At 73.7% G+C, this 21,145-nt stretch carries 20 protein-coding genes; 7 read left to right on the top strand and 13 right to left on the bottom strand.

The annotated features are described in order from the left end of the window. Nucleotides 1-145 precede the first annotated feature (145 nt). From ACFW2G_RS10725 to ACFW2G_RS10750, 6 genes are all read right to left on the bottom strand, one after another. Nucleotides 146-493 (bottom strand): hypothetical protein, encoded by a 348-nt coding sequence (locus ACFW2G_RS10725; protein WP_037922506.1) that lies wholly within the window; start codon nucleotides 491-493, stop codon nucleotides 146-148. Between the two features lie 160 nt (nucleotides 494-653). Continuing rightward, a complete protein-coding gene (locus ACFW2G_RS10730; RefSeq protein ID WP_384581821.1) occupies nucleotides 654-2,060 on the bottom strand; it encodes an AI-2E family transporter in 1,407 nt (468 codons plus the stop codon). A 190-nt stretch (nucleotides 2,061-2,250) separates the two neighbouring features. Continuing rightward, a complete protein-coding gene (locus ACFW2G_RS10735) occupies nucleotides 2,251-3,261 on the bottom strand; it encodes a DUF5914 domain-containing protein (protein ID WP_384453382.1) in 1,011 nt (336 codons plus the stop codon). Further along, nucleotides 3,258-4,274 carry a phytoene/squalene synthase family protein gene (locus ACFW2G_RS10740; RefSeq protein ID WP_384453385.1) on the bottom strand — a complete coding sequence of 339 codons (1,017 nt, stop codon included), beginning with the start codon at nucleotides 4,272-4,274 and terminating at the stop codon, nucleotides 3,258-3,260. Before ACFW2G_RS10740 ends, ACFW2G_RS10735 begins: the two co-directional genes overlap by 4 nt. Beyond that, entirely contained in the window at nucleotides 4,271-5,791 is a 1,521-nt protein-coding gene (gene crtI / locus ACFW2G_RS10745) for a phytoene desaturase family protein (protein WP_384581823.1), read from the bottom strand. The genes ACFW2G_RS10740 and crtI overlap by 4 nt, the downstream gene beginning before the upstream one ends. Further along, entirely contained in the window at nucleotides 5,788-7,113 is a 1,326-nt protein-coding gene (locus ACFW2G_RS10750; protein WP_384581825.1) for a polyprenyl synthetase family protein, read from the bottom strand. The genes crtI and ACFW2G_RS10750 overlap by 4 nt, the downstream gene beginning before the upstream one ends. A 216-nt stretch (nucleotides 7,114-7,329) precedes the next feature. Between ACFW2G_RS10750 and ACFW2G_RS10755 the strand changes: the two genes are divergently transcribed. The 3 genes from ACFW2G_RS10755 to ACFW2G_RS10765 are packed head-to-tail and all read left to right on the top strand — an operon-like array spanning nucleotide 7,330 to nucleotide 10,823. Continuing rightward, complete coding sequence (locus tag ACFW2G_RS10755; RefSeq protein WP_384453393.1) at nucleotides 7,330-8,511, top strand: lycopene cyclase family protein; 1,182 nt, start codon at nucleotides 7,330-7,332, stop codon at nucleotides 8,509-8,511. 36 nt (nucleotides 8,512-8,547) lie between these two features. Further along, the gene (locus ACFW2G_RS10760) at nucleotides 8,548-9,267 is read left to right on the top strand and encodes a class I SAM-dependent methyltransferase (protein WP_037922526.1); all 720 of its coding nucleotides are present in this window, start codon (nucleotides 8,548-8,550) and stop codon (nucleotides 9,265-9,267) included. Continuing rightward, on the top strand, nucleotides 9,264-10,823 hold the full coding sequence (locus tag ACFW2G_RS10765; protein ID WP_384581827.1) for an FAD-dependent oxidoreductase: 1,560 nt from the start codon (nucleotides 9,264-9,266) through the stop codon (nucleotides 10,821-10,823). Before ACFW2G_RS10760 ends, ACFW2G_RS10765 begins: the two co-directional genes overlap by 4 nt. Before the next feature lie 57 nt (nucleotides 10,824-10,880). Here the strand turns inward: ACFW2G_RS10765 and ACFW2G_RS10770 are convergent, their stop codons facing one another. Beyond that, a complete protein-coding gene (locus ACFW2G_RS10770) occupies nucleotides 10,881-11,738 on the bottom strand; it encodes an endonuclease/exonuclease/phosphatase family protein (protein ID WP_384581858.1) in 858 nt (285 codons plus the stop codon). 400 nt (nucleotides 11,739-12,138) lie between these two features. Between ACFW2G_RS10770 and ACFW2G_RS10775 the strand changes: the two genes are divergently transcribed. Together ACFW2G_RS10775 and ACFW2G_RS10780 are read left to right on the top strand one after the other, a co-directional pair. Next, on the top strand, nucleotides 12,139-12,783 hold the full coding sequence (locus ACFW2G_RS10775) for an L-threonylcarbamoyladenylate synthase (RefSeq protein WP_384453894.1): 645 nt from the start codon (nucleotides 12,139-12,141) through the stop codon (nucleotides 12,781-12,783). Between the two features lie 43 nt (nucleotides 12,784-12,826). Next, nucleotides 12,827-13,462 (top strand): carbonic anhydrase, encoded by a 636-nt coding sequence (locus ACFW2G_RS10780; RefSeq protein WP_384453897.1) that lies wholly within the window; start codon nucleotides 12,827-12,829, stop codon nucleotides 13,460-13,462. Between the two features lie 205 nt (nucleotides 13,463-13,667). Here the strand turns inward: ACFW2G_RS10780 and ACFW2G_RS10785 are convergent, their stop codons facing one another. Both ACFW2G_RS10785 and ACFW2G_RS10790 read right to left on the bottom strand, forming a co-directional pair. Further along, nucleotides 13,668-14,696 carry a hemolysin family protein gene (locus tag ACFW2G_RS10785; RefSeq protein ID WP_384581829.1) on the bottom strand — a complete coding sequence of 343 codons (1,029 nt, stop codon included), beginning with the start codon at nucleotides 14,694-14,696 and terminating at the stop codon, nucleotides 13,668-13,670. After that, entirely contained in the window at nucleotides 14,693-16,024 is a 1,332-nt protein-coding gene (locus ACFW2G_RS10790) for a hemolysin family protein (RefSeq protein ID WP_037922541.1), read from the bottom strand. Before ACFW2G_RS10790 ends, ACFW2G_RS10785 begins: the two co-directional genes overlap by 4 nt. A gap of 320 nt (nucleotides 16,025-16,344) precedes the next feature. Between ACFW2G_RS10790 and ACFW2G_RS10795 the strand changes: the two genes are divergently transcribed. Beyond that, nucleotides 16,345-17,346 carry a sporulation protein gene (locus ACFW2G_RS10795; RefSeq protein WP_384581860.1) on the top strand — a complete coding sequence of 334 codons (1,002 nt, stop codon included), beginning with the start codon at nucleotides 16,345-16,347 and terminating at the stop codon, nucleotides 17,344-17,346. 70 nt (nucleotides 17,347-17,416) lie between these two features. Then, nucleotides 17,417-17,611, top strand: coding sequence for an antitoxin (locus tag ACFW2G_RS10800; protein WP_384453903.1), 195 nt, complete (start codon nucleotides 17,417-17,419; stop codon nucleotides 17,609-17,611). 49 nt (nucleotides 17,612-17,660) lie between these two features. On the opposite strand, the gene ACFW2G_RS10805 is transcribed toward ACFW2G_RS10800, so the two are convergent. The 4 genes from ACFW2G_RS10805 to ACFW2G_RS10820 all read right to left on the bottom strand — a co-directional run bounded on the left by ACFW2G_RS10805 (nucleotide 17,661) and on the right by ACFW2G_RS10820 (nucleotide 20,906). Further along, on the bottom strand, nucleotides 17,661-18,596 hold the full coding sequence (locus ACFW2G_RS10805; protein WP_384453907.1) for a M56 family metallopeptidase: 936 nt from the start codon (nucleotides 18,594-18,596) through the stop codon (nucleotides 17,661-17,663). A 4-nt stretch (nucleotides 18,597-18,600) separates the two neighbouring features. Further along, nucleotides 18,601-19,005, bottom strand: a complete 405-nt coding sequence (locus ACFW2G_RS10810; protein WP_384453975.1) for a BlaI/MecI/CopY family transcriptional regulator — start codon at nucleotides 19,003-19,005, stop codon at nucleotides 18,601-18,603. Between the two features lie 115 nt (nucleotides 19,006-19,120). Then, complete coding sequence (locus tag ACFW2G_RS10815; protein WP_384453910.1) at nucleotides 19,121-20,119, bottom strand: Acg family FMN-binding oxidoreductase; 999 nt, start codon at nucleotides 20,117-20,119, stop codon at nucleotides 19,121-19,123. Nucleotides 20,120-20,237: 118 nt separating this feature from the next. After that, a complete protein-coding gene (locus ACFW2G_RS10820) occupies nucleotides 20,238-20,906 on the bottom strand; it encodes a CBS domain-containing protein (protein ID WP_384453913.1) in 669 nt (222 codons plus the stop codon). Nucleotides 20,907-21,145: the final 239 nt, after the last annotated feature.

Genomic DNA, 21,145 nt, shown 5'->3' on the forward strand with positions numbered 1-21,145 from the left:
TGGCTGTGCGTCCAGTGTCGGGCAGTGGGACCGCCGGACACCGGATATCGGCGCCCGGCGGTTCCTGGTGCCCGTGACGCGACCCTGCCCGCCACGGGGCGTCCCGGCGCGTCGAACGGCCCCCGGCCGCCTCGACGCTCCGCAGTCAGGAAGGGCGGTGCCACCGCTGTTGTTCACGCCTCCGGACCCTGATCACGTAGAGGTCGACCAGAGCCACGAGGGCGAGCAGGAAGCAGCACACGGCGAGAGCCGTGTAGAGGCCTCGCGGGGGGCTCGCGGTGCCCGTCGCCCCGGACCCGAGAAGCAGCATGAGGACGCCGATCAGTGCGAAGAACGGCGCGAAGAGCAGGGAGAGCAGGCGGCGGAGCCGCAGATCGCTGCGGGCCCACCGGGGTTCGCTGCCGTCGTGCCGCCAGCGAGTGGCTGCCGCGCGCGCGTGCCGGTCGGCCGCCCGCCCGCTGCGGTAGTGCTGGTGCCGGTGCTGGGATGCCATGACGATCGCCCTCCTGCTGACGAGGGTCCGGGTGCGCGGGACCCGACGGGCGGCGGGCCGGTGCCTCGTCCGTCCGCTCCCGGCGTGGGTCTCCTGCCCGGGGCGCGGCGGCTCACACCCGCCTGACCGGCGCGACGAGCCAGCGCGCCCGCCCCGGGGTTCACTCCGCGGCACCGGGCGGCCGCTGTCGGGGCTGCCGCGTGGTGGGCTCCCCGTCGGCGGCCGGGGCGCCGGGGACCTCGGACTCGGCCCCGGGAACGGGGGTCGTGGACTCCGCCGGTGCCGCCGCGGGTGTGACCCCCGCCTCTGGGTCCGATGGCCGGCCCGGTTCGGCTTCCGGCTCCGACTCCGGCCTTCCGTCCTCGTCGGAAGGGGACCGCACATGCACGATCACCGTGTTCGCCACGGCCACGAGCGGGACGGCCACGACCGCACCGCCGATGCCCGCGACCAGTCCGCCGGTGGCGACGGACAGGGCGACGGCCAGCGGATGGATCCGGACGGCCCGCCCGAGGATGAACGGCTGCAGGACGTGCCCCTCGATCTGCTGCACGAGGAGCACCACCAGCAGGGTCATCAAGGCGGTGAAGACGCCCTGGGTGACCAGCGCGACGATCACGGCGAGCGCGCCGGAGGCGATGGCGCCGATCAACGGTACGAACGAGGCCAGGAAGATCACCACGGCGATGGGGACGGCGAGGGGGACGCCGAGGAAGTAGATCCCGATCCCGATGAACACGGCGTCGATCAGGGCCACGATCAGTGTCCCGCGGATGTAGGCCGTGAGCGTCCGCCAGGCCGGTGGGCCCGCGCCGGCGACGCGGGGCCGCACGGCGACCGGCAGCAGCCTCAGCGCCCACTCCCACACCCGCCGCCCGTCGTAGAGCAGGAAGAGCGTGATGAACATCGCCAGAAGCATGCCGGTGATGACCTCGATGAGGACGGTCACTCCCTGGAGACCGGTCGAGGTGATCTCGCTGGTGCTGGTGCCGATGGCATCGCTCAGCCGCTCGGTGACATCGTTGATCTGCTGCTCGGTCACGTGGAACGGACTGTCGAGGAGCCACCGCTTCAGTTCCGCGATGCCCTCCTGAAGCCGATCGGACAGGCTGTCCAGGTTGTCGAGCACCTGCCATACGACAAACCAGCCGATCAGCCCGAGCGCGCAGAACCCGCAGAGCGCCGTGACGACGGTGGCGAGCCCCTGGGGGAGCCCCCGACCGCGCAGCCGGGCGACCGTCGGCTGGAGCAGCGCGGTGACCAGCAGCGCGGCGACGAAGGCCAGCGCGACCAGCCGGACGGAGCCGATCACCCGCATCACGACCCACACGGCGCCGGCGAGAACCAGGAACCGCCAGGCGACCTCGGCCGCGACCCGCATGCCCCAGGGCACCGCACGGGACGGGTCCGGAACCCGCTCCGGTGCCCGGGCCGGGCGTGAGCGCGCCGCCCGCGCCCGCTCGGCTGCCTCCTCGGCGTCGTGTCGGGCCAGCGCCTGCGCACGCCGCTCACCGACCGCGGTCGCGGCGCCCCTGGCACGGCCGAACACGTCACGGATCCAGGTCATCCTCGGACCTCCCTCCGCCCCGTTTGACCGTCTGCCCCGGTTTCGGTCCGGTCAGACGACGGGACGGCAGGAGGTGTGGCCGGGGGCTTCCGCTCCTCGTCCGTCCGCGCCGGGTGGTCACCGGTGTCAGCGCGGGTGCCGGACCGCGGCGGCCCGCGAAACCGGCGCCCCAGCGGCCGCGCCCCGGGCATCACCCAGGGGACCGGCCCGTGGAGCGCAGATGCCAGCGGCGTTCGGCATAGGCCAGGTCGTCCCGCCACAGCCGGGCCGCCGCAGAACGCATCACCGGGCGAAGGACCGGGGCGGCCCAGCGGGCGAACAGGAAACCCGGCCGGTCGGAGGCCGCCACCACGGCCTCGGTCACCGCCGTGCGGGGACGGCCGAGCTCATCCGGCCCCAGAGGCGTCGCGTGCGTCTCCACCACCGAGCCCGCGCCTTCGCCCTCGGTGATGCGCATGACGACGGTACGTGGTTCCGGAGCGGTGAAGACCGCCCGCACCGGTACCACCAGCCGCCCGGCCACCTTGAAGGAGACGGCGACGGTGAAGCGGTCCTCGGCGTCGTCCCCGCCGGGCGAGCCGACGACCGTGAGATCCACGAACGAATACGGGTGGAACCAGGCCCCGTGCCATGGATCCAGGCGATTGGCCACGATGTCCTCGGGTTCGCACAGCCCCGTGCCCTCGTACACCGCGGTCACCCCCCGAGCCGGAGCAGGCCGGACCGGTACCACGGGGGCGTCGAGCGGTTCCTCCCCGCCGACCTCGTCGAGCCGCACCCACAGGAGGACGCCGTCGTCGAAGGCCGGCAACGGCTCCCAGCCCGCGAACGACGTGCCGTCGAGAGCGAGTCCGTGCCAATGACACACCAGCGTTCCGCACCGGACCGGGCTTTCCGCGAGGGGTGCCCCGAGGTGCGGACAGGCACCCGGGCCGGCGCGCAGCCGCCCGTCCGTACCGCGCCAGAGCACGACCTCCCGGTCGGCCACGGTGCGGGCCACGGGGCGGTCACCGCCGAGTGAGGAGGACGCCCCCACGACGAACCAGTTCCCCGACGGCCGGGCCTGCGCCCGCTTCAGCGCCTGCGCGATCAGGCTTGGCCTGGCGGCGCGCCAGGTCGGCTGCTGCTGCTCCCACGGCACGGGTCTGCGGCGCAGCGACAGCGGCAGACGGGCCCGCCATGCCGAAGGACCGGGCTTCATACGACCTCCTCGGATACCGGCCGGGCCGGTCCGGCCGGCGGCACCGGCGGCGCCTGCACCGGCGCTCCGCGCCGACGGCGGTGGCGCAGCCTGATCGCCGTCAGCCGGGCCAGTGCCCCCGCCGCGACCGCGGCGCGCTTGCGGCGCGGCACCACGGCACGGCGGTGCAGCACCGCATAGCCGTCCCGGGCGACGGCGTCCAGGATGCTCCCGTACAGGACGTACGCGGTGCGGATGCAGGGCCGGGACACCGGATCGAGCAGGGCGAGGCCGGGCTGCGCCTCCCGGTAGACGCCGCGGGTCAGTGCCCCGAACTCCCGCAGAGCGGCCAGGACACGGCGGTCCTGCCCGCCCGTGTCCCGGCACCGGTGCAGCAGCTCCCGGTCGACCCCGTGCGCGGCCAGTAGGTCGGCCGGGACGTACACGCGCCCACGGTCGAGGTCCTCGCCGACGTCCCGCAGGAAGTTCGTGAGCTGGAAGGCGACCCCGAGCGCTGCCGCGTACGGCTCGGCCTCCTCGCGCCGTACCACCGTGCCCAGCACCGGCAGCATCTGCAGGCCGATCACGGCCGCCGAGCCGTGCATGTAGCCGTACAGGTCCGCATAGGTGGGATAGCCGGTCACCACCAGATCGGACCGCATCGAGGTCATGAAGTCCTGGAAGAGGCGGTGATCGATGGCGTATCGGCGCGCCGTGTCGGCCAGCGCCGCGACCACCGGCTCGCCGCCGCCTCCTTGCCGCAGGCCCTCGTCCAGACACCGCTGGAGCGCCGCCAGCCGCGCACCGCGCAGACCGTCGTCCGCACCGCGATCCGTCGAGTCCACGATGTCGTCGGCCCACCGGGCGAACCCGTACAGCGCGTGCACAGCGGGCCTGCGCTCGACGGGGAGCAGGCGGGTGGCCAGGAAGTACGTCTTTCCGTGCGCCGCGTTGAGCTCGCGGCAGCGCCGGTACGCCGCGCGCAGCACCGGGTCGGTGATGCCCGCGGCGTCGAGTTCGCGCCGCCCGGTCACCGCGCCGCCCCACTGGCCCGGGCCGAAGCGCGCCGGGCACCGCCCGTGATCCTGGCCGCCGCCAGCTTCCCCGACACCAGGGCGGTGGGCACGCCCACGCCGGGGGTGGTACCGCAGCCGGCCAGGACGGCGTTCGATGTGCCCCGCACCAGGTTGCGGGGCCGGAACGGACCCGTCTGAAAGAAGGTGTGGGCGGCCGAGAAGGGGGTGCCCGCCGCATGCCCTTGATCCGCCCAGTCGGCCGGCGTGACCAGGCATTCGTCCTCGATGGCGGACGAGATACCGTCCAAGCCGCGCCGTTCCAGCTCGCGCAGCAGGTCGTCCCGGTAGCGGGGGCCCAGTTCGCCCCAAGCAGCCCCTGAGGGGCCGATGTCGGTGTTCGGACAGGGGGCGAGGACGTAGTGCAGATGGCGACCCGGCGGGGCGAGCGCCGGGTCGGTGGCCGTGGGCCGGGTGATCAGGAGGGACGGATCGCCCATCAGCCTTCCCTGTCGGGTGAGTTCGTCGAAGGTGCTCTGCCAGGCGGCACCGAAGGAGATCGTGTGGTGGGCCAGCTGCGGCCACGTGCGGTCCGTTCCCGCGTGCAGAACGACGGCGGAGGGGGAGTGCCGCAGCCGCACCGGCCTGCGAGGCCGGCGGCCGAGGAGCCGGTAGGCGACGGGCAGGTCCGGCGTGAGGACGAGAGCGTTGCAGGGGATGCGGTCTTTCGCGGTGACGACGGCGGTGATCCGCTCCCCGGAGCGCTCCAGCGCGGTCACCGGCTCGCCGAACCTCAGCTCCGCGCCCGCGCAGGCCGCCGCGTCCGCCATGGCCTGAGGCAGGGCGTGCATGCCCCCGCGCGGGAAGTACACGCCGGCCACCGTGTCCATGTAGGCGATGACGGCGTAGGCGGCCAGCGCCCGGGCCGGCGGCACGCCGGCGTACAGGGCCTGGAAGGAGAACACCCGTTGCAGCCGCTCGTCCTTCAGGAAACGGGCGATGCGCCGGTCCAGCCGCCCGAAACCGCCGAGCGCCGCCAGCCGGGCGAGGTCACCGGTCAGCAGGTCCAGCGGTGAGTCGAAGTTCGCGTCGATGAACCGGCGCATCTGTACCCGGTAGAGCCGCTCCAGCCAGGCGCGCAGCCGCAGGTACCCCGCCGCCTCACCGGCTCCGGCGAACCGCTCGACCGCTGCCGCCATCGCCTCGCCCTCGGTGTGCACGTCCAGGGTGCTGCCGTCGGCGAACGACGCCCGATAGGCCGGGTGCAGCGGGATCAGCTCCACCCACCGCTCCAGTCTCTCGCCGACCGCGGCGAAGGCTTCTTCGGCGAGGCCTGGCATGGTCAGCACCGTCGGGCCGGTGTCGATCCGGTAGCCGCCGCGCAGCAGCCGTCCCGCCCGCCCGCCGGGCAGCTCCTCGCGCTCGACGACGGTCACCCGGCGCCCCGCGCCCAGCAGGTGCAGAGCAGCCGACAGGCCGGCCAGGCCGGCGCCGACGACCACCACGTGGTCCGTGCGGCCGCTCACGGTCCGGGTCATCGCCCGCCCTCCGCCGCGCCGGAGGCCGTGACGGCGGCGGACGTCGGACCCGAGGGGGCCGGCGGATCGTCCACCGAGCGGGAAGCCGCCTGGGCGGTCAACAGCCCGCGCAGCCGGCCCGCGGCGTCCGCGGTGAGCCCGGCGCCGTCGAAGTGACGCATGCCCTGGGCCGACAAGCGCTCGATCCTCGCCTCGACCGCCGCTCGGGCACCCGTCCGCACCAGCACCTCCCTTACCTCGTCGAGGCCGTCGTGCGAGAGATCCTCCTTCCCGAGGGCGTGTTGCAGCACTTCCAGAGCCCGCCGGTCGGCCGCGGCCTCGGCGCGCGCGACCGCGAGCGCGGCCAGATAGGTCGGCTTTCCCGTGCGGATGTCGCCCCCGCAGCTCTTGCCGGTGTGCCGTGGATCGCCGAAGACGTCCTCGAGGTCGTCGCGCAGCTGGAACGCCATGCCCACGCAGCGCCCGGCCGAGCACAGGGCCCGCCGGGTCCGGCCGTCCGCGCCCGCCACCGCCGCACCCAGCGCCAGAGGCCGTTCGACCGAATACAGGGCGCTCTTGAGGCGGGCGGCCCGCAGGGCCTGCGCCGGCGAGCGCGACCCGGTCAGCTGGCCTCGGAGGTCGAGGAACTGACCTGCCACCATCTCGGTGCGCATGTCGCTCCAGACCTCGCGCACGACGCTCGCCGTCCACGGATCGAGGGCCGCTTCCGCCATCACGTCGTCCGCCCACGCGAGGGCCAGATCACCGGCCAGGACCGCGACCGCCTCACCGAAGCGGGCGGCGCGGGCCGGTGCCGCGACACTGTCGCAGCCGTCCCGCACGTCGGCGTGGAGAGCCGGCCGGCCGCGCCGGAGCGCCGATCCGTCCATCACGTCGTCGTGCACCAGGGCACAGGTCTGGAGCAGTTCGAGCGCCGCGCCGATGCGCAGGGCGGCCGCGGCCGTCGGCCCGTCGTCCCCGCCGCAGGCGCGCATCGACCACCAGAGGAGCTGCGAGCGGGTGCGTTTGCCGCCCTCCCGGGTGAAGCGTGCGACGCGCGCGGCCAGTTCCCCGGCGAAGTCGGCGTCCAGCACACCGGACCGGGTCAGCCGGTCGCCGAGCACCTGCTCCAGCGCGCTCCCGATCGCGGCGGGCACGTCCGCATCCACGGCCGCGGGGTCGACCGCCGAGGCGATCCCGTCCCGGGCAGGCGAGCCGTGCCCGGTGCCGACGCCCGCCGAGCCGGTCGGGCGGCGCCGCGCAGCGGACCCCGAGGGGGCCACGAGGCGGGGGACGGGCGGCGGTGCGGCCGCGGTCTGGTCCTTCGCCTGGGTGCGGCGCATCCCGGTTCCTCTCGTCGTGGTGTCGATCGCTCCGAGCGTGTGTCTTCGGTCTTTTCCCGTGATACGGATGCGGTCCGGAGCGGATACCCGAACGCGCGGGATTGCCGTCGTGCGGACGCACCTGATCAGGTGACCTCGGCACCAGAGCGCATCCGATTGCACCCTCCGACGGGAAGCCCTGCCCAGGAACGCCGAACCGGGGATGGAGGCAGCGCCGTGCTGAAGGCGGACGTGGCGGTCATCGGGGCGGGCGCCGCCGGCCTGTCCCTGGCCCACCGGTTGAACGGACACGGCGGCCCGGCCCCGTCCGTGGTCCTCATCGACCCCCCGCCCGGTCCGCTGCGGCCCGCCCCCCGCACCTGGTGCTTCTGGGAGTCCGGCCACGGCCGCTTCGACGCCGCGGTGCGATCACGATGGAGCCACCTGCGCGTGAGGCCGCCGGCCGGCCCTGCGATCGAAGCGGACATCACACCGCTGCGGTACAAGATGATCCGCTCCGACGACTTCGAGTCGCTGGTCGGGCAGGACCTCGCGCACAGCTCCAACGTCCGGCGCCTGGAGGCGACCGTCGACACCGTCGAGGAGGCCCCGTCCGGGCCCCGGGTCCTGATGACCCGCGCCGACGGCAGCGGGGATGCCCTGGAGGCCCGCTGGGTGTTCGACTCGCGTCCGCCGGGAAGCCTTCCGGCCGCCCGGACCACCATGCTGCAGCACTTCCGCGGCTGGTTCGTCCGGACCTCCCGGCCCGCCTTCGACCACACGACCGCCGAACTGATGGACTTCCGCACACCGCAGCCCGCCGAGGGGCTCTCCTTCGGCTACGTCCTGCCCACTGGGCCGCGGGAGGCGCTCGTCGAGTACACCGAGTTCTCCCCGTGCGTGCTCACGGGCAGCGGCTACGAGGCCGCGCTGCGGCACTACACCACGGACGTCCTGGCCCTCGGCGACCTGGAGATCCTGGCCACCGAGACCGGCCTCATCCCCATGACGGACGCCCCCGTACCCCAGCGGGTCGGCGCTTCGGTGTTCCGGATCGGCGCCGCCGGCGGCGCGACCCGCCCGTCCACGGGCTACACCTTCGCCGGACTCCAGCGCCAGACCCGGGCCGTCGCCGCCGCGCTGCGGCAGGGTCGCGACCCGGTGCCCCCGGCCGCCCACTCCTCGCGGGCCCGTGCCATGGACGCGGTCCTGCTGCGCGCCCTGGACACCGGCCGGGTCGACGGCCCCGACCTGTTCTGCCGGCTCTTCACCCGCGTCCCCCCGTCCCGGCTGCTCCGCTTCCTCGACGGCCGCACCAGCCTGCTCGAAGACCTGTCCGTGGGCCGCCACGCCCCCGTCGGCCCCATGTTGCGCACCGCCGCCGAATTGCCCCGCCTGCCCCGCCGCCCCTTCCCCTGACCCTCGACCGCGCCACCACCCGTCTCTGGAGAACGTATGACCCTGCTGCGCGACGAGGACCTCGCCGCCGCCTTCGACCACGCCTCCCGCACCTACGACGCACTGGTCGCGGCGAACCCCGGCTACCACGCGCACCTGCGGCGCTCGGTACGCCGCCTCGGTCTCACCGCGCCGGGGGCCGGGTTGAGGATCCTGGACCTCGGCTGCGGCACCGGGGCCTCGACGGCCGCGATCCGCGCCGTCCTGCCCGCCGCGGACGTCACCGCCGTCGACGCATCCGCCGGGATGCTGGCGAAAGCCGCCGCAAAACCGTGGGCGGGCGGTGTGCGCTTCGTTCACGCACCGGCCGAGCATCTGGCGGACGCGGGCGTCCAGGGACCGTTCGACGCCGTCTTCGCCGCGTACCTCTTCCGCAACGTCACCGACCCCGACGCCGTCCTCCACACCGTCAGCAGCGTGTTGCGGCCGGGCGGCAGGCTCGCCGCGCACGAATACAGCCTCAGCGGGCGCCGCACCGACCGCGTCGTGTGGACGGCGGTGTGCCGCGGCATCGTCCAACCCGCGGCCACCCTGCTGGGCGACGGCCCCCTCTACCGCCACTTGTGGCGCAGCGTCGTCCACTTCGACCCGGCCGACCGGTTCGCCACCCGCATCCGCGAAGCCGGTTTCGAAGCGGTCCGGGCCCTGCGCCTGCCGGGCTGGCAGACGGGCATCACCCACACCTTCGTCGCCGCGCGCCCGGCAGGCCCGCGATGACCGCGCCCACGCCGACCGCGGCGCGCCGCGGCAGGGACCGGCGGGCACGCGTCCTGCCCGCCGCACCAGGAGCCCGCCGCGCACAGGGCCGCCCCACGACAGCCGTGATCGGCGGCGGGATCGCCGGCCTCGCCGCCGCCACCGCGCTCGCCGAACGGGGCGTGCAGGTGACGCTCTACGAGCGCGAGCCCTACCTGGGCGGCCGGGCGGGCGGATGGCCGACCCGCCTGCGCGACGGCAGCACCGTGACGATGAGCCGCGGCTTCCACGCCTTCTTCCGGCAGTACTACAACCTGCGGGGCCTGTTCCGCCGAACCGACCCCGGCCTGGCGGGCCTCACCGGACTCCCCGATTATCCGCTGCTGCACGCGGACGGTCTCTGTGACAGCTTCCGGCGCGTACCGCGCACCCCGCCGTGGAGCGCGCTGGGCTTCGTCGCACTCAGCCCCACCTTCCGCCTGCGGGACCTGCGCGCCATGAATCCGGCCCCGGCCCTGCCGCTGCTCGACGTCCGCGTGCCGGACGTGTACCACCGGCTCGACGGCACCAGCGCCCACGACTTCCTGGAGGCCATCGGCTTCCCCCAACGGGCCCGGCACCTGGCCTTCGAGGTGTTCTCCCGGAGCTTCTTCGCCGACCCGAAGGAGCTGTCCGCGGCCGAGATGGCCCTCATGTTCCACATCTACTTCCTCGGTTCCGCCGAAGGACTGCTGTTCGACGTGCCCCGCTCGCCCTACCCGGCCGCGCTGTGGGCCCCGCTGGCCGCCTACTTGGAACGGCACCGGGCCGAAGTACGCACCGCAAGCCCCGTCGACCATGTCCGGCCCACTCCGGCCGGCCTCTTCGAGGTGACCGGGAGCGCCGCCACGTCCCGGTACGACGCCGTGGTCCTCGCCCTGGACGCCGGCGGCCTGCGGTCGCTGGTGGCCCGTTCCGACCGGCTGGCCGACCGGCCGTGGCGGGAGCGCGTGGCGCGGTTGCGGTCCGCTCCGCCCTTCCTCGTCGTCCGGCTCTGGCTCGACCGTCCCGTCGCCCCCGACCGGCCGGGCTTCCTGGGCACCAGCGGCTTCGGCGGTCTCGACAACATCAGCGTGCTGAACCGCTGGGAGGACGAGGCCGCCCGCTGGGCGGCGCGCACCGGAGGATCCGTGGTGGAACTCCACGCCTACGCCGTCGACCCGAGCGTCCCCCGCCCCGTTCAGGAGCAGCGACTGCTGCGGCAGCTCCACCGCGTGTACCCGGAGACCCGCGCCGCCGAGGTCGTCGACGTCCGCAACGAGTGGCGTGCGGACTGCCCGTTGTTTCCGGTGGGCGGCTACGCCGACCGCCCCACCGTCCGCACCTGCGATCCCGGACTGGTCCTCGCCGGAGACGTCGTGCGTACCGATCTTCCGGTCGCGCTGATGGAACGGGCGGCCACGACCGGCTTCCAGGCCGCGAACGCCCTGCTCGAACGCTGGGGCCTCCACGGGCAGACCCTGTGGACGGTACCGGACCGCGGTCGCGCCCCCGTACTGCGGAAGGCGGCCGCATGGGCGGGGCGGCGAGCCACCTGATGCCGCCGAACACCGCGGGTCCCCCCGGCCCGGGAGCGTCCTGCGCTCCCGGCACGGTCACGGCTCCCGGCTGCGGTCCAGATCGGTGTACAGCACGTGGTGGTCCGAGTACCGGCTGGGGCGCACGTGGTGCGGGCCCGAGACGACACCGCGCAGGAACACGTAGTCGAACTTGCTCTCCCAGTCGGTGGTCGCCGTGCAGTCGTCTGCGTCCCCGCCGGCATCGTCGGCTTGGGGACGGCAGCCGGGGTCCGCGTCCGGGGCCAGAGCCCACAAGGGGGCCAGTTCGGGCGCGTCCGGTACGGCGTTGAAGTCACCGAGGACGATCGCGCGGTCGTGCCGGGCCACCGCGGCGGCGAGCACCTCGACCTGGCCGGCCCGCACCTCGCCCTGCCGCCGCTCGGCGAGGTGGGTGTTGAATATGCGGACGGGCCGGCCGCCCACCAGTGTGGTGACGGCCAGGTAGCCGCGGTCCTCGGAACCGCCGTCGGGGTACTCGACGCTCACCCGGTCGGTCATCGGCGCTGCCGAGAGGATCGCCTGGCCGTAGCCGCCCGGCCGCCACGGCAGCCCCCCGCAGCGGTTCCAGTTGCGCAGGACCGTTCCGTAGCGGACGTGGTAGGCCAGCCCGTAGACCTCCTCCAGGTATGCGCGGATCCGCTCGACGTCACGTACGCAGGCCTCTTGCAGGCCGATCACCTGCGGCGCGTACGTGGCGATCTCCGTCGCACGGCCGTAGTCGTTCCCGCTCCCGCACGGATTGCAGATGTTCCACGTGCCGACCCGGTCGGGCACGACCTCCTTGGCCGCGCCGGGCGGCAGCCGTCCGGCACGGGGGACGCCCCCGCCCGGCGTGGCCGGGCCGAGGAGCAGCAGCATGCAGACCGCGGCCGTCGCGCCCGCGGCCCCTCGCATGCCCCTGCCCGGCACGATCGCCTCCCCGGAGTGGATGCACAGGATCACACGGGCCCCGGGCCCGGTATCGGGGTGCTTCCCGGCCGGTCCGGCCGGCACCGCCGCGGCCGGCCAACGGACGGGCCTCGTCGACCGCTGGGATCCGACTACCCCCGACGGGGCGGAGCGGAAACTCCCCGGAGCGCACGAACCGGCCCGGGGCGCCGGGCACACCGCGCACCCTGCCGCCCGGAACCGCGGCGGACGGCGCCGCCCACGGCGGTGCGCGCCGTTCCACGATCGGGGGAAAGGTCGTCCGCGGTGTTGACGCCCTGCTGCCCGGTGCGCGGGCCGTTCCGGTAGCCTGCCGACGTCACACGGCAGGTCCGGGCCGAGAGCCCGGTGGGATGGAGACGCGGCCATGGCCCTTCGATACGACTGCTCCACGGATTCGGCCCGGGCCGAGGGGCTGACCGCCGCCGCACTGGCGGTCCGGCGGGGCGACCTCGTGGTGCTCCCGACCGACACCGTCTACGGCATCGGTGCGGACGCCTTCAACCCCGACGCGGTGGACAGCCTGCTGGGAGCCAAGGGCCGCGACCGTGCGATGCCCTCGCCGGTCCTGGTCGCCTCCCCGGACGCCCTGCACGACCTCGTGGCCGATCTCCCGAAGCAGGGATGGGCGCTGGTGGAGGCCTTCTGGCCGGGCGGACTGACCCTGGTCACCCGCCACCTGCCCTCGCTGACCTGGGACCTCGGAGAGACGGGCGGTACGGTCGCCGTCCGGATGCCCTCGCACCCCGTTGCCCTCGCACTGCTCGCGGAGACCGGGCCGATGGCGGTTTCCAGCGCCAACCTGACCGGTCGCCCCTCCCCCCAGGACTGCGACGCCGCACAGGACATGCTGGGCGACTCCGTCTCCGTCTACCTCGACGGCGGTCCCACCGAGGCGGCCGTCGCCTCCTCGATCGTGGACCTCACCGGACCGGTTCCGGTCCTCAAGCGGGCCGGAGCCATCGGCGTCCACACCCTGCGCTCCGTCGTGCCCGACCTGCTGGAGGCGTGACCCTCGGTGGGTGGAGGCCCGGGCGGCGTCGTAGCCTGCGGTCATGAGTACATCGCTGTCACCGACTCCGTCCGAGGCCTTCGAGCTGCTGCTGGCCGGCAACCGGCGTTTCACCGCGGGTGCACCTGAGCACCCGAACCAGGACGCGGCACGCCGTACCGAGACCGCGCCCGCCCAACGTCCCTTCGCCGTCCTCTTCGGCTGTTCCGATTCCAGGCTGGCGGCCGAGATCATCTTCGACCGCGGGCTGGGCGACCTCTTCGTCGTCCGCACCGCGGGCCACGTCGCGGGAGCGGAGGTCCTGGGCAGCATCGAGTACGCCGTGAGCGTGCTGGACTGTCCGCTGGTCGTCGTGCTCGGCCACGACACCTGCGGTGCGGTCGCCGCCACCCGCGCCGCCGTGGCGGACGGGGTCAGCGCCACCGGATACGTGCGCGACGTCATCGAACGCGTGACCCCCAGCGTGCTGGCCGCCCGTGCCGCCGGGCTCACCGACGAGGACGACATCATCGCCGAGCACATACGACACACCGTCGACCTGCTCCTGGACCGCTCCCGGGTCCTCGCCGACCAGGTGGCGGCCGGGAGCGTGGCAGTGGTGGGCCTGTCCTACCGGCTGGCCGACGGCAGCGCCAGGGTCGTCACCACCCGCGGCATCCCGCACGAGGTGCCGGCCTGATCTCGCGGTGACGGACTCCTGCCGGTCATGGGCCGGCCGGGGCTCCACGGGCTGCGCCCGCCGGGGACAGGCCGGTGGTGACGTACGCAATGCCCGTCCGGCGCATACGTCACCATCCGTACCGGCCGTCACCCGGATGCCCGAACGCCACCGGCGGGGCTCGCACCGGTCCGGCGGGGCTCTGCGGCCCCGCCGGCGGGCCTGCTCAGCCGGCGGCGGGTTCGGACGCCTCGCCGACCAGCTCCTCCAGGACGTCCTCCATGGTGACGAAACCGACCACGGCGCCGTCGACGCCGGTGACGGCGGCGAGGTGCGTACCGGCGGCCCGCATGGCGGACATGGTGTCGTCAAGGGGGGTCGAGACCGGCACCTCCGTGACGGTGTGCAGGCTCGCTCGGGGGAAGGGGGCCGAGCGATCGGCCGCACCGAGGGCGTCCTTGATGTGCACGAAGCCCAGGATCCCGCCCCCGGAACTGGTGACGACCAGCCGGGAGAATCCGTGCTCCGCGGCGGTGCGCTCCAGCCCGCGCGGCGTGACGTCCTCGCCGACCGTGACGAAGTCGGATCGCGCGATCATGATCTCGCCGACCGTGCGGGTGCCGAGTTCGAGCGCGTCCTGGAGACGTTCGCTGTCCTCCGGGTCGAGCAGACCGGCGTCGCGGGAGTCCGCGACCAGCCGCGCGAGTTCGTCGTCGGTGAAGACGGCGGCGACCTCGTCCTTGGGTTCCACCTTCAGCAGGCGCAGCAGGGTGTTGGCGAAGGCGTTGATGCCGAAGATCAGCGGGCGCAGCGCCCGGGTGACGGCGACCAGGGGCGGTCCGAGGAGCAGCGCGGTGGGTGCCGGGGCGGCCAGCGCGATGTTCTTCGGGACCATCTCGCCGATCAGCATATGGAGGTACGTGGCCAGGGTGAGCGCGATGACGAAGGCGATCGGGTGGACGAGCGCCTCGGGCACGCCGATCGAGGCGAACGGCGGTTCCAGCAGGTGCGCGATGGCCGGCTCGGCGACGGCGCCGAGGACCAGCGAGGAGACGGTGATGCCGAGCTGGGCGGTGGCCATCATCGCGGAGAGGTGCTCCAGCCCCCACAGCGTGGTCCTGGCCCGCCGGTCGCCCTTGAGCGCGGCCGGTTCGATCTGGCTGCGGCGTACCGAGATCAGCGCGAACTCGGCGCCGACGAAGAAGGCGTTCGTGATGAGGGTGAGTGCGCCGATCAGCAGCTGGACGGTGGTCATCGGGCATCCTCCTCGTGCGTGTGGGTGGCGGCGGGCATGGTGAGCGTCACCCGGTCCGCCCGGTGATGGTCGACGTCGAGCACGGTCAGCTGCCAGCCGTCGACGTCCACCGTGTCCCGTTCGACGGGGATGCGTTCGAGGCGCGTGGCGATCAGGCCGGCGAGTGTCTCGTAGGGACCCTCGGGCACGGTGAGGCCGATCTCGGCCAGCTCGTCGAGGCGCACACTGCCGTCGGCCTCCCACACCTTGCGGCCGTCCTCGTCCGGGGCCTCGATCAGGTCGGGGACCTCCATCGGGTCGTGCTCGTCGCGCACCTCGCCGACGACCTCCTCGACGATGTCCTCCACGGTGGCCACACCGGCGGTGCCGCCGTACTCGTCGATCACCACGGCCATCGTGCGGGCCCTGCGGAGGCGACCCAGCAGGGTGTCCACGGGCAGCGAGTGCGGAACCAGCAGCGGTTCGGTCATCAGGTCCACGATCGGGGTGAGGGGCCGTTTGTCCTCCTCCAGGGCCAGCACGTCCCGGACGTGGACGGTGCCGACGACCTCGTCCAGCGAGTCCCGGTAGACCGGGAACCGCGAGATGCCGGTGGCCAGGGTCAGATGGGCGGCGTCGAGCGCGGTGGCGTGGGCCTCCAGGGCCCGCACGTCCACGCGGGGCGTCATCACGTTCTCGGCGGTCAGCTCGCCCAGGTGCAGGGTCTTCACGAACAGTTCGGCGGAATCGGCCTCTATCGCGCCCTCGCGGGCGGAGTGCCGGGCGAGCGCGACCAGTTCCTCCGGGGTGCGGGCCGAGGCGAGCTCCTCGGCGGGCTCCAGCCCGAAGCGGCGCACCAGGCGGTTGGCGGTGTTGTTCAGGTGCCGGATCAGCGGTGCGAAGACGGCGGTGAAGGCACGCTGCGGACCGGCCACCACCTTCGCCACGGCCAGCGGGCGGGAGATCGCCCAGTTCTTGGGGACCAGCTCGCCGACGACCATCAGGACGACCGTGGACAGCGCCACGCCGAGCAGCGTCGCCGTGGTGGCGACGGCCCCGTCGGGCAGTCCGGCCGCGGTCAGCGGCCCGCGCAGCAGGGCGGAGACGGACGGCTCGGCGAGCATGCCGATGACGAGCGAGGTCACCGTGATGCCCAACTGGGCACCGGACAGCTGGAAGGTCAGCTTTTTGGCAGCCTTCAACGCGCTCTCGGCTCCCCGTTCACCGGCGGCGGCAGCGCGCTCCAGCTCACTGCGCTCGACGGTGGTCAGGGAGAACTCGGCGGCGACGAACACCGCGCAGGCCAGCGTCAGGGCGAGCGCGAGGAGCAGCAGCAGGATCTCGGTCACCGTGCCACCCCCGCTCCCGGATCGTGAACCCCACGGGTCTTCGGGCAGGACGTGGCACGGCAGGGACTGGGAGGTTCACCCATTGCGGGCTGCTGCTCCATTCGCTTCTCGGGCGGACCGCTTGGGTCCGGACGGCTGTTCGGTCACGGACAGTATCCGCGACTCCTTGGTAAAGAGCAAGCAAAGCCCATCCGCCCTGCCGGCGGCGCTTTCGCGTCGTTCTCGCCCGGTTCCCGCGGCGACGCTTCGCGATCCTCCGGTTACTCCTATGCTTCTACATGCGTGTAGATTCAACCATGACTGAAGGAGTGGACGCCACGATGGTGTTCAAGCGACTGCTCGGCTCGATGGGCGTCGGCGGTCCTGCCGTCGACACGGTCCTCGACCCGGTGAGCCCGGTACCCGGTGGCAGCCTGTCCGGCGAGGTCCGGCTCACCGGGGGCCGCGCGGACTACGACGTCGAGCACATCACCCTCGAACTCGTCGCCCGTGTCGAGGCGGAGACCGAGCACGGCGAGCACGACGGCGTCGCCGTCTTCGAGCGCTTCACCGTCGGCGGCGGCTTCCGCCTCCACGAGGGCGAACAGCGCAACATTCCGTTCACCGTCGCCCTGCCCTGGGAGACCCCCGTCACCGAGCTGCACGGCCAGGCCCTCGGCATCGTCCTCGGGGTGCGCACCGAACTCGGCGTGTCCGGAGCCAGGGACAAGGGCGACCTCGACGCCTTCACCGTCCGTCCGCTCCCGGTCCAGGAGGCCGTGCTGGAGGCCCTGGGGCAGCTCGGCTTCGGCTTCAAGTCCGCCGACCTCGAGTACGGACACATCGGCGGCACCGGCCAGCAGCTGCCCTTCTACCAGGAGATCGAGCTGAGCCCCGCCCCGAGCTACGCCCACCGGGTGAACGAGATCGAGGTCACCTTCCTCGCCTCCGCGGCCGGCATGGACGTCGTCCTGGAGGCGGACAAGCGCGGCGGGTTCTCCGGCAGCCACGACGCCCTCGCCCGTCACACGGTCCGCCACGACCAGGTGGCCCAAACGGACTGGAACGCCGAAGTCGACGGCTGGATCCGCGCCCTGATCGAGGCGCACGGCGCGCACGCGCCCCACGCCTCCTACGGGCACGACCCCTACGGCCACGCGGGCCACAAGGACGATCACGGCCACGGAGGCCACCGGTCCGGCCCCGGCATGGGAACGGTCGTCGCCGCCGGTGCGGCCGGACTGGCGGTCGGCGTGGTGGGCGGCATGGTGGCGGCCGAAGTCATCGACGAGGTAGGCGACTTCTTCGAGGACGACGAGGACGAGGGCGACGACGAAGCCTGACCCCGCGGCGTACGCGGTGGAACAGACGGGCCTCACCGGCCCGTTCGACACAACAGTGAAGGAGCGGATCATGCTCGACGGTCTGAAGGGTCTGGTCGGCAAGGCGACCGAACTGGCGACGGAGCACCGCGAGGTCCTGGCACAGGGCCTGGAGAAGGCGGCCGACGTCGTCGACGAGAAGACGGACGGCAAGTACGCCGACCACATCGACACCGGGGTGGACAAGGCCAAGGGCTTCCTCACCGGGCTGGGGGAGAAGGCGTAGTTCCGGCCCGGCCGGCCCGTGACCGCGGGCCGGCGCCGCGAGCCGCCGCTCAGGCGGAGAACGTGGCCGCGTGCAGGATGAAGTAGAGGGTGACGGCCGCGTTCGCGGAGGACAGCGCCGAGGCCGTCGCCCCGCCGGCCGCGGTCCACACCGCCAGGCCGGCCCGGGTGAAGGCGGGCGGCCAGGCTCCCCCGGCGGGGGCCGGGCCCAGCAGCGCGGCCACGCGGCGCGGTACCGGCCCGGCCATCGCGAAGTGCGCCGCCGCGACCGGCGGCCCGCCGGGGGAGACCAGGGCGGCCTTGCCGATGGCCCGAGCCACGGTCCGCCTGCTGCCGATCTGCGCAGCGGCCTCCTCGTCGGCCCACCGCTCGCAGGTGTAGGCCACGGCCGTCCGCAGCGGCAGCAGGAAGGGATTGGCGTGTGCCGCGAGCCGGACGGTGAGCAGGAACCGGTGGTGACGGCCGGACAGGTGGGCCCGCTCGTGTGCGAACAGGGCCCGTCGCTCACGGGAGGTGAGCGCCGCGAGCATGCCGGTGCTGACGACGACCCGGTCGAGTCCGCGGCCGGGCAGCGCGTACGCGTACGGAGCCTCGTCCGGCAGTACGGCCACCGGCCCCGGGCGGGCCGTGCGCAGTGCCTCCTCCGTGCGCCGCCGGACCCTGTGCTGCCGCCAGACCGCAGCGGAACAGGACGTCAGTACGGTCAGCAGCGCCGGGATGGCGATCCGCCCGGCGACCTCGTCGTACGGTACGGCCTCCCGGACCTCCGGGTCCGACCAACTGTCGGGCAGGGGATTGCCCGGCAGTTGCGCGGTGCCCACGACCATGACGAGGGCGAGGCACAGCGTGCTGCAGCAGGCCAGCACGGCCGCGACGGCCGTCAACAGCCCGGTCGCAGTGCGCGGGTGGAGATGTTGCTCCGCCAGACGGGCGATCGGCCAGGCGGTCAGCGGAAGGACGAGCGGCAGGAAGACGAAGACCCCCATGGCGTCAGTCTTCCTCCTCCTCGGCCGCCTGGGCCAGCAGGTTGCGGAGCAACTGCTCGTCCCCGGGCGGCAGGGCCGTGACGAAGCGGGTGAGCACCGCCTGCCGGTTCTCCTCGCCGTCCAGCACCTTGCGCATGCGCAGCGCGGCCAGACCGGCCCCGTCCGCGACCGGTGTCCACTGGAAGGACCTGCCCTCCCGCCGACGGGTCACGGCGCCCTTCGCGTGCAGCCGGGTGAGGATCGTGATCACGGTCGTATAGGCGAGCCCGCCGCCCAGGCGCTCCTGCACCCAGGGCACGGTCACCGGACCCGGTGCCTCGCCCAGGGCGGACAGGACGGCGATCTCCAGCTCGCCCTGACCGCGTCGGCGCGGGTGCTGCCCGGAGCCGCCCCTGCGCTCGCCCGTCATACCGCTGCCCTCCAGTCCGCCGGCCCCGCCGGTGCCGGATCGGTTCATCGTACTGACCGGTGGCACCGACTCCGGCGGACTCTCCCGTACGCGGCGGCTGCCTGCGTCCGGTCGGCTACGCCCGGATCTCCAGAACGTCGGAGACCGGACGGCGGGGCGTCCCCGGGCCTTGAGGGCCGTATCCCAGGCGCACGACCATCTGCACGTGCCCCATGGCGTCGAGCGGGTCACGGGCCGTCCATCGCAGTTCCGGCCAGTCCAGGGGCTGCGAGGTCATCGAGGTGGCCAGGCCGTCGGCGGTGGCCTGGAGGAGGACGCGCTCCAGGGCCTGGCCGGCCCGCAGCCAGTCGACCCGGGTGTCCGCCGGGGTGCCGAGCAGCGCGAGCTGGGGCCGCTTCTCGAACACGGCCCAGCCGCGGTCCGCCATGGGGTGGTCCCGGCCGAAGTCCCGCACGGGGGCGGCGCCCGCGGAGCTCCGCGGACCGAACGCGTCGGCGGGAACGCCGTCGCGGCGTGCACCGGACGCGGTGCGCGCGGGCGAGGCCCAGGCCGAGGTCTCCGCGCGGACGAGCGGGTCCATGTCCTCCCGGTGTTCCGCGTCCCGTACCAGGCCGAGCACGGTATCCAGGTGCCAGTCGCCCGCGACGGCGAGCCGGCAGCCCTCCAGCAGCGCGGCGCCCTTCAGCCCGTCCAGGAGGGCGTCCGGTACCGGTTCGTCACTGAACGGGAAGCGGCTGGTGTGCCGACGGCGGAGCGCGTCGTGCAGCACGGCCAGGTCGAGGTCCTCGTCGGACGGTGCGCCGAGGGCCGCGGTCGCCAACAGCCACGGCTGCGAGGCGTCGGGCAACAGGCGCACCCGTGCCCGGAGTCCGTGCCGGACCGCGGACACCCGGAGGTTGAACAGGGCCGCCGCGCAACCGAGGTGGAGAGCACGGTGGTCCGGATCGGTGCGGGGCATGGAGCGTTCCGCGTCGCCGTACAGCTCGATGACGCCGTCGGCACGGCGGAAGACGAACTTCCACGGCTGGGCGTTGTGCATGGACGGGGCGGTGACGGCGTCGCCGACGAGCCGGGCGACGGTGTCGGAGTCGAGGGTCGGGTGTGCTGCGGTCATGGGACTGTCCAGTGGGTGCGGTGCGTCCGGTGCGTCGCTGCGTTCTCGCGTGGGTGCCGCCCGGCCGTGCGCCGTGACGGCGAGCGACGGGGGGCGGCGGGTCGGGTCCGGCGCCTGGTCACCACATCACCGTACGGCCGGCGCGGCCCGTGCGGGCGGCGGAGGTGTCGTCGGTGCGGGCCGTGACGTGGGACGCGACGGCGACGACTCCGTCGAGCTGTTCCACCAGACGCACCAGCACGGGGAGCAGGCTCTGCCGCTCGACGCTGCCGTCCAGTGTCACGATGCCGTCCACGACGTGGACGGCGACGTCGCCGAGCGGCACGTCCAGTACCTCGGCGAGGACCTCGTCGGTGACCCGCCGGCGTATTTCGGAGTCCGGACGCACGAACAGGCGCAGCAGGTCCCTGCGGGTGACGATGCCGACCAGCCGTTCCTCCTCGTCCACCACGGGCAGCCGCTCGACGCCCCGGCGGGTCATCAGCCGGGCCGCGTCACCGGCCGTCACCTCGGCGCCGACGGTGACCGCAGGGGCGGACATGACGTCACCGGCCGTGGGCGGCTCCGCCACCTCGCCGGGTTCCTGCGGGGGGTGCGATGCCGGTGCCAGGTGGGCCAGGAGGTCGGTCTGCGACACGACGCCCACGACGCGGTCCTCGTCGTCGAGGACGGGCAGCCCGGAGACGCCGTACTGGGCGAGGAGCTTGGCGACGTCCTTGAAGGCGGTCTCCGGGGCCACCGAGACGACCTCGTCGGTCATCAGATCCGCCACCTTGATGTGCTTCATGACGTCCTCCTGCTCCGGCGTGTGACGCGAGGAACGTGCGTCCTGGTCGGGGTGTCCCCCCACCATCCGCCGGTTCCCGCCGGTGTTCGAGGGCCGAACGGCCCCCACCGGGGGCCGTAAGGGCCATCGGGACCCTGAGGTGGGGGGGGGGCCCCCCCCGCCGCGCCCCCCCGCGGGGGGCCCCCGACCGTACCCGGGGGACGGGCAGGGCGAGCCGCCGCAGCAGTACCCGTACCCGC

The organism is Streptomyces sp. NPDC058880 (assembly GCF_042742535.1).
GTDB lineage: Bacteria > Actinomycetota > Actinomycetes > Streptomycetales > Streptomycetaceae > Streptomyces.

Coding starts and splice junctions, on each gene's coding strand:
- ACFW2G_RS10765 (WP_384581827.1), top strand. CDS start 9,264: ATGACCGCGCCCACGCCGACCGCGGCGCGCCGCGGCAGGGACCGGCGG.
- crtI (WP_384581823.1), bottom strand. CDS start 5,791: ATGACCCGGACCGTGAGCGGCCGCACGGACCACGTGGTGGTCGTCGGC.
- ACFW2G_RS10760 (WP_037922526.1), top strand. CDS start 8,548: ATGACCCTGCTGCGCGACGAGGACCTCGCCGCCGCCTTCGACCACGCC.
- ACFW2G_RS10780 (WP_384453897.1), top strand. CDS start 12,827: ATGAGTACATCGCTGTCACCGACTCCGTCCGAGGCCTTCGAGCTGCTG.
- ACFW2G_RS10770 (WP_384581858.1), bottom strand. CDS start 11,738: ATGCGAGGGGCCGCGGGCGCGACGGCCGCGGTCTGCATGCTGCTGCTC.
- ACFW2G_RS10810 (WP_384453975.1), bottom strand. CDS start 19,005: ATGACGGGCGAGCGCAGGGGCGGCTCCGGGCAGCACCCGCGCCGACGC.
- ACFW2G_RS10800 (WP_384453903.1), top strand. CDS start 17,417: ATGCTCGACGGTCTGAAGGGTCTGGTCGGCAAGGCGACCGAACTGGCG.
- ACFW2G_RS10730 (WP_384581821.1), bottom strand. CDS start 2,060: ATGACCTGGATCCGTGACGTGTTCGGCCGTGCCAGGGGCGCCGCGACC.
- ACFW2G_RS10750 (WP_384581825.1), bottom strand. CDS start 7,113: ATGCGCCGCACCCAGGCGAAGGACCAGACCGCGGCCGCACCGCCGCCC.
- ACFW2G_RS10805 (WP_384453907.1), bottom strand. CDS start 18,596: ATGGGGGTCTTCGTCTTCCTGCCGCTCGTCCTTCCGCTGACCGCCTGG.
- ACFW2G_RS10735 (WP_384453382.1), bottom strand. CDS start 3,261: ATGAAGCCCGGTCCTTCGGCATGGCGGGCCCGTCTGCCGCTGTCGCTG.
- ACFW2G_RS10820 (WP_384453913.1), bottom strand. CDS start 20,906: ATGAAGCACATCAAGGTGGCGGATCTGATGACCGACGAGGTCGTCTCG.
- ACFW2G_RS10795 (WP_384581860.1), top strand. CDS start 16,345: ATGGTGTTCAAGCGACTGCTCGGCTCGATGGGCGTCGGCGGTCCTGCC.
- ACFW2G_RS10725 (WP_037922506.1), bottom strand. CDS start 493: ATGGCATCCCAGCACCGGCACCAGCACTACCGCAGCGGGCGGGCGGCC.
- ACFW2G_RS10775 (WP_384453894.1), top strand. CDS start 12,139: ATGGCCCTTCGATACGACTGCTCCACGGATTCGGCCCGGGCCGAGGGG.
- ACFW2G_RS10785 (WP_384581829.1), bottom strand. CDS start 14,696: ATGACCACCGTCCAGCTGCTGATCGGCGCACTCACCCTCATCACGAAC.
- ACFW2G_RS10815 (WP_384453910.1), bottom strand. CDS start 20,119: ATGACCGCAGCACACCCGACCCTCGACTCCGACACCGTCGCCCGGCTC.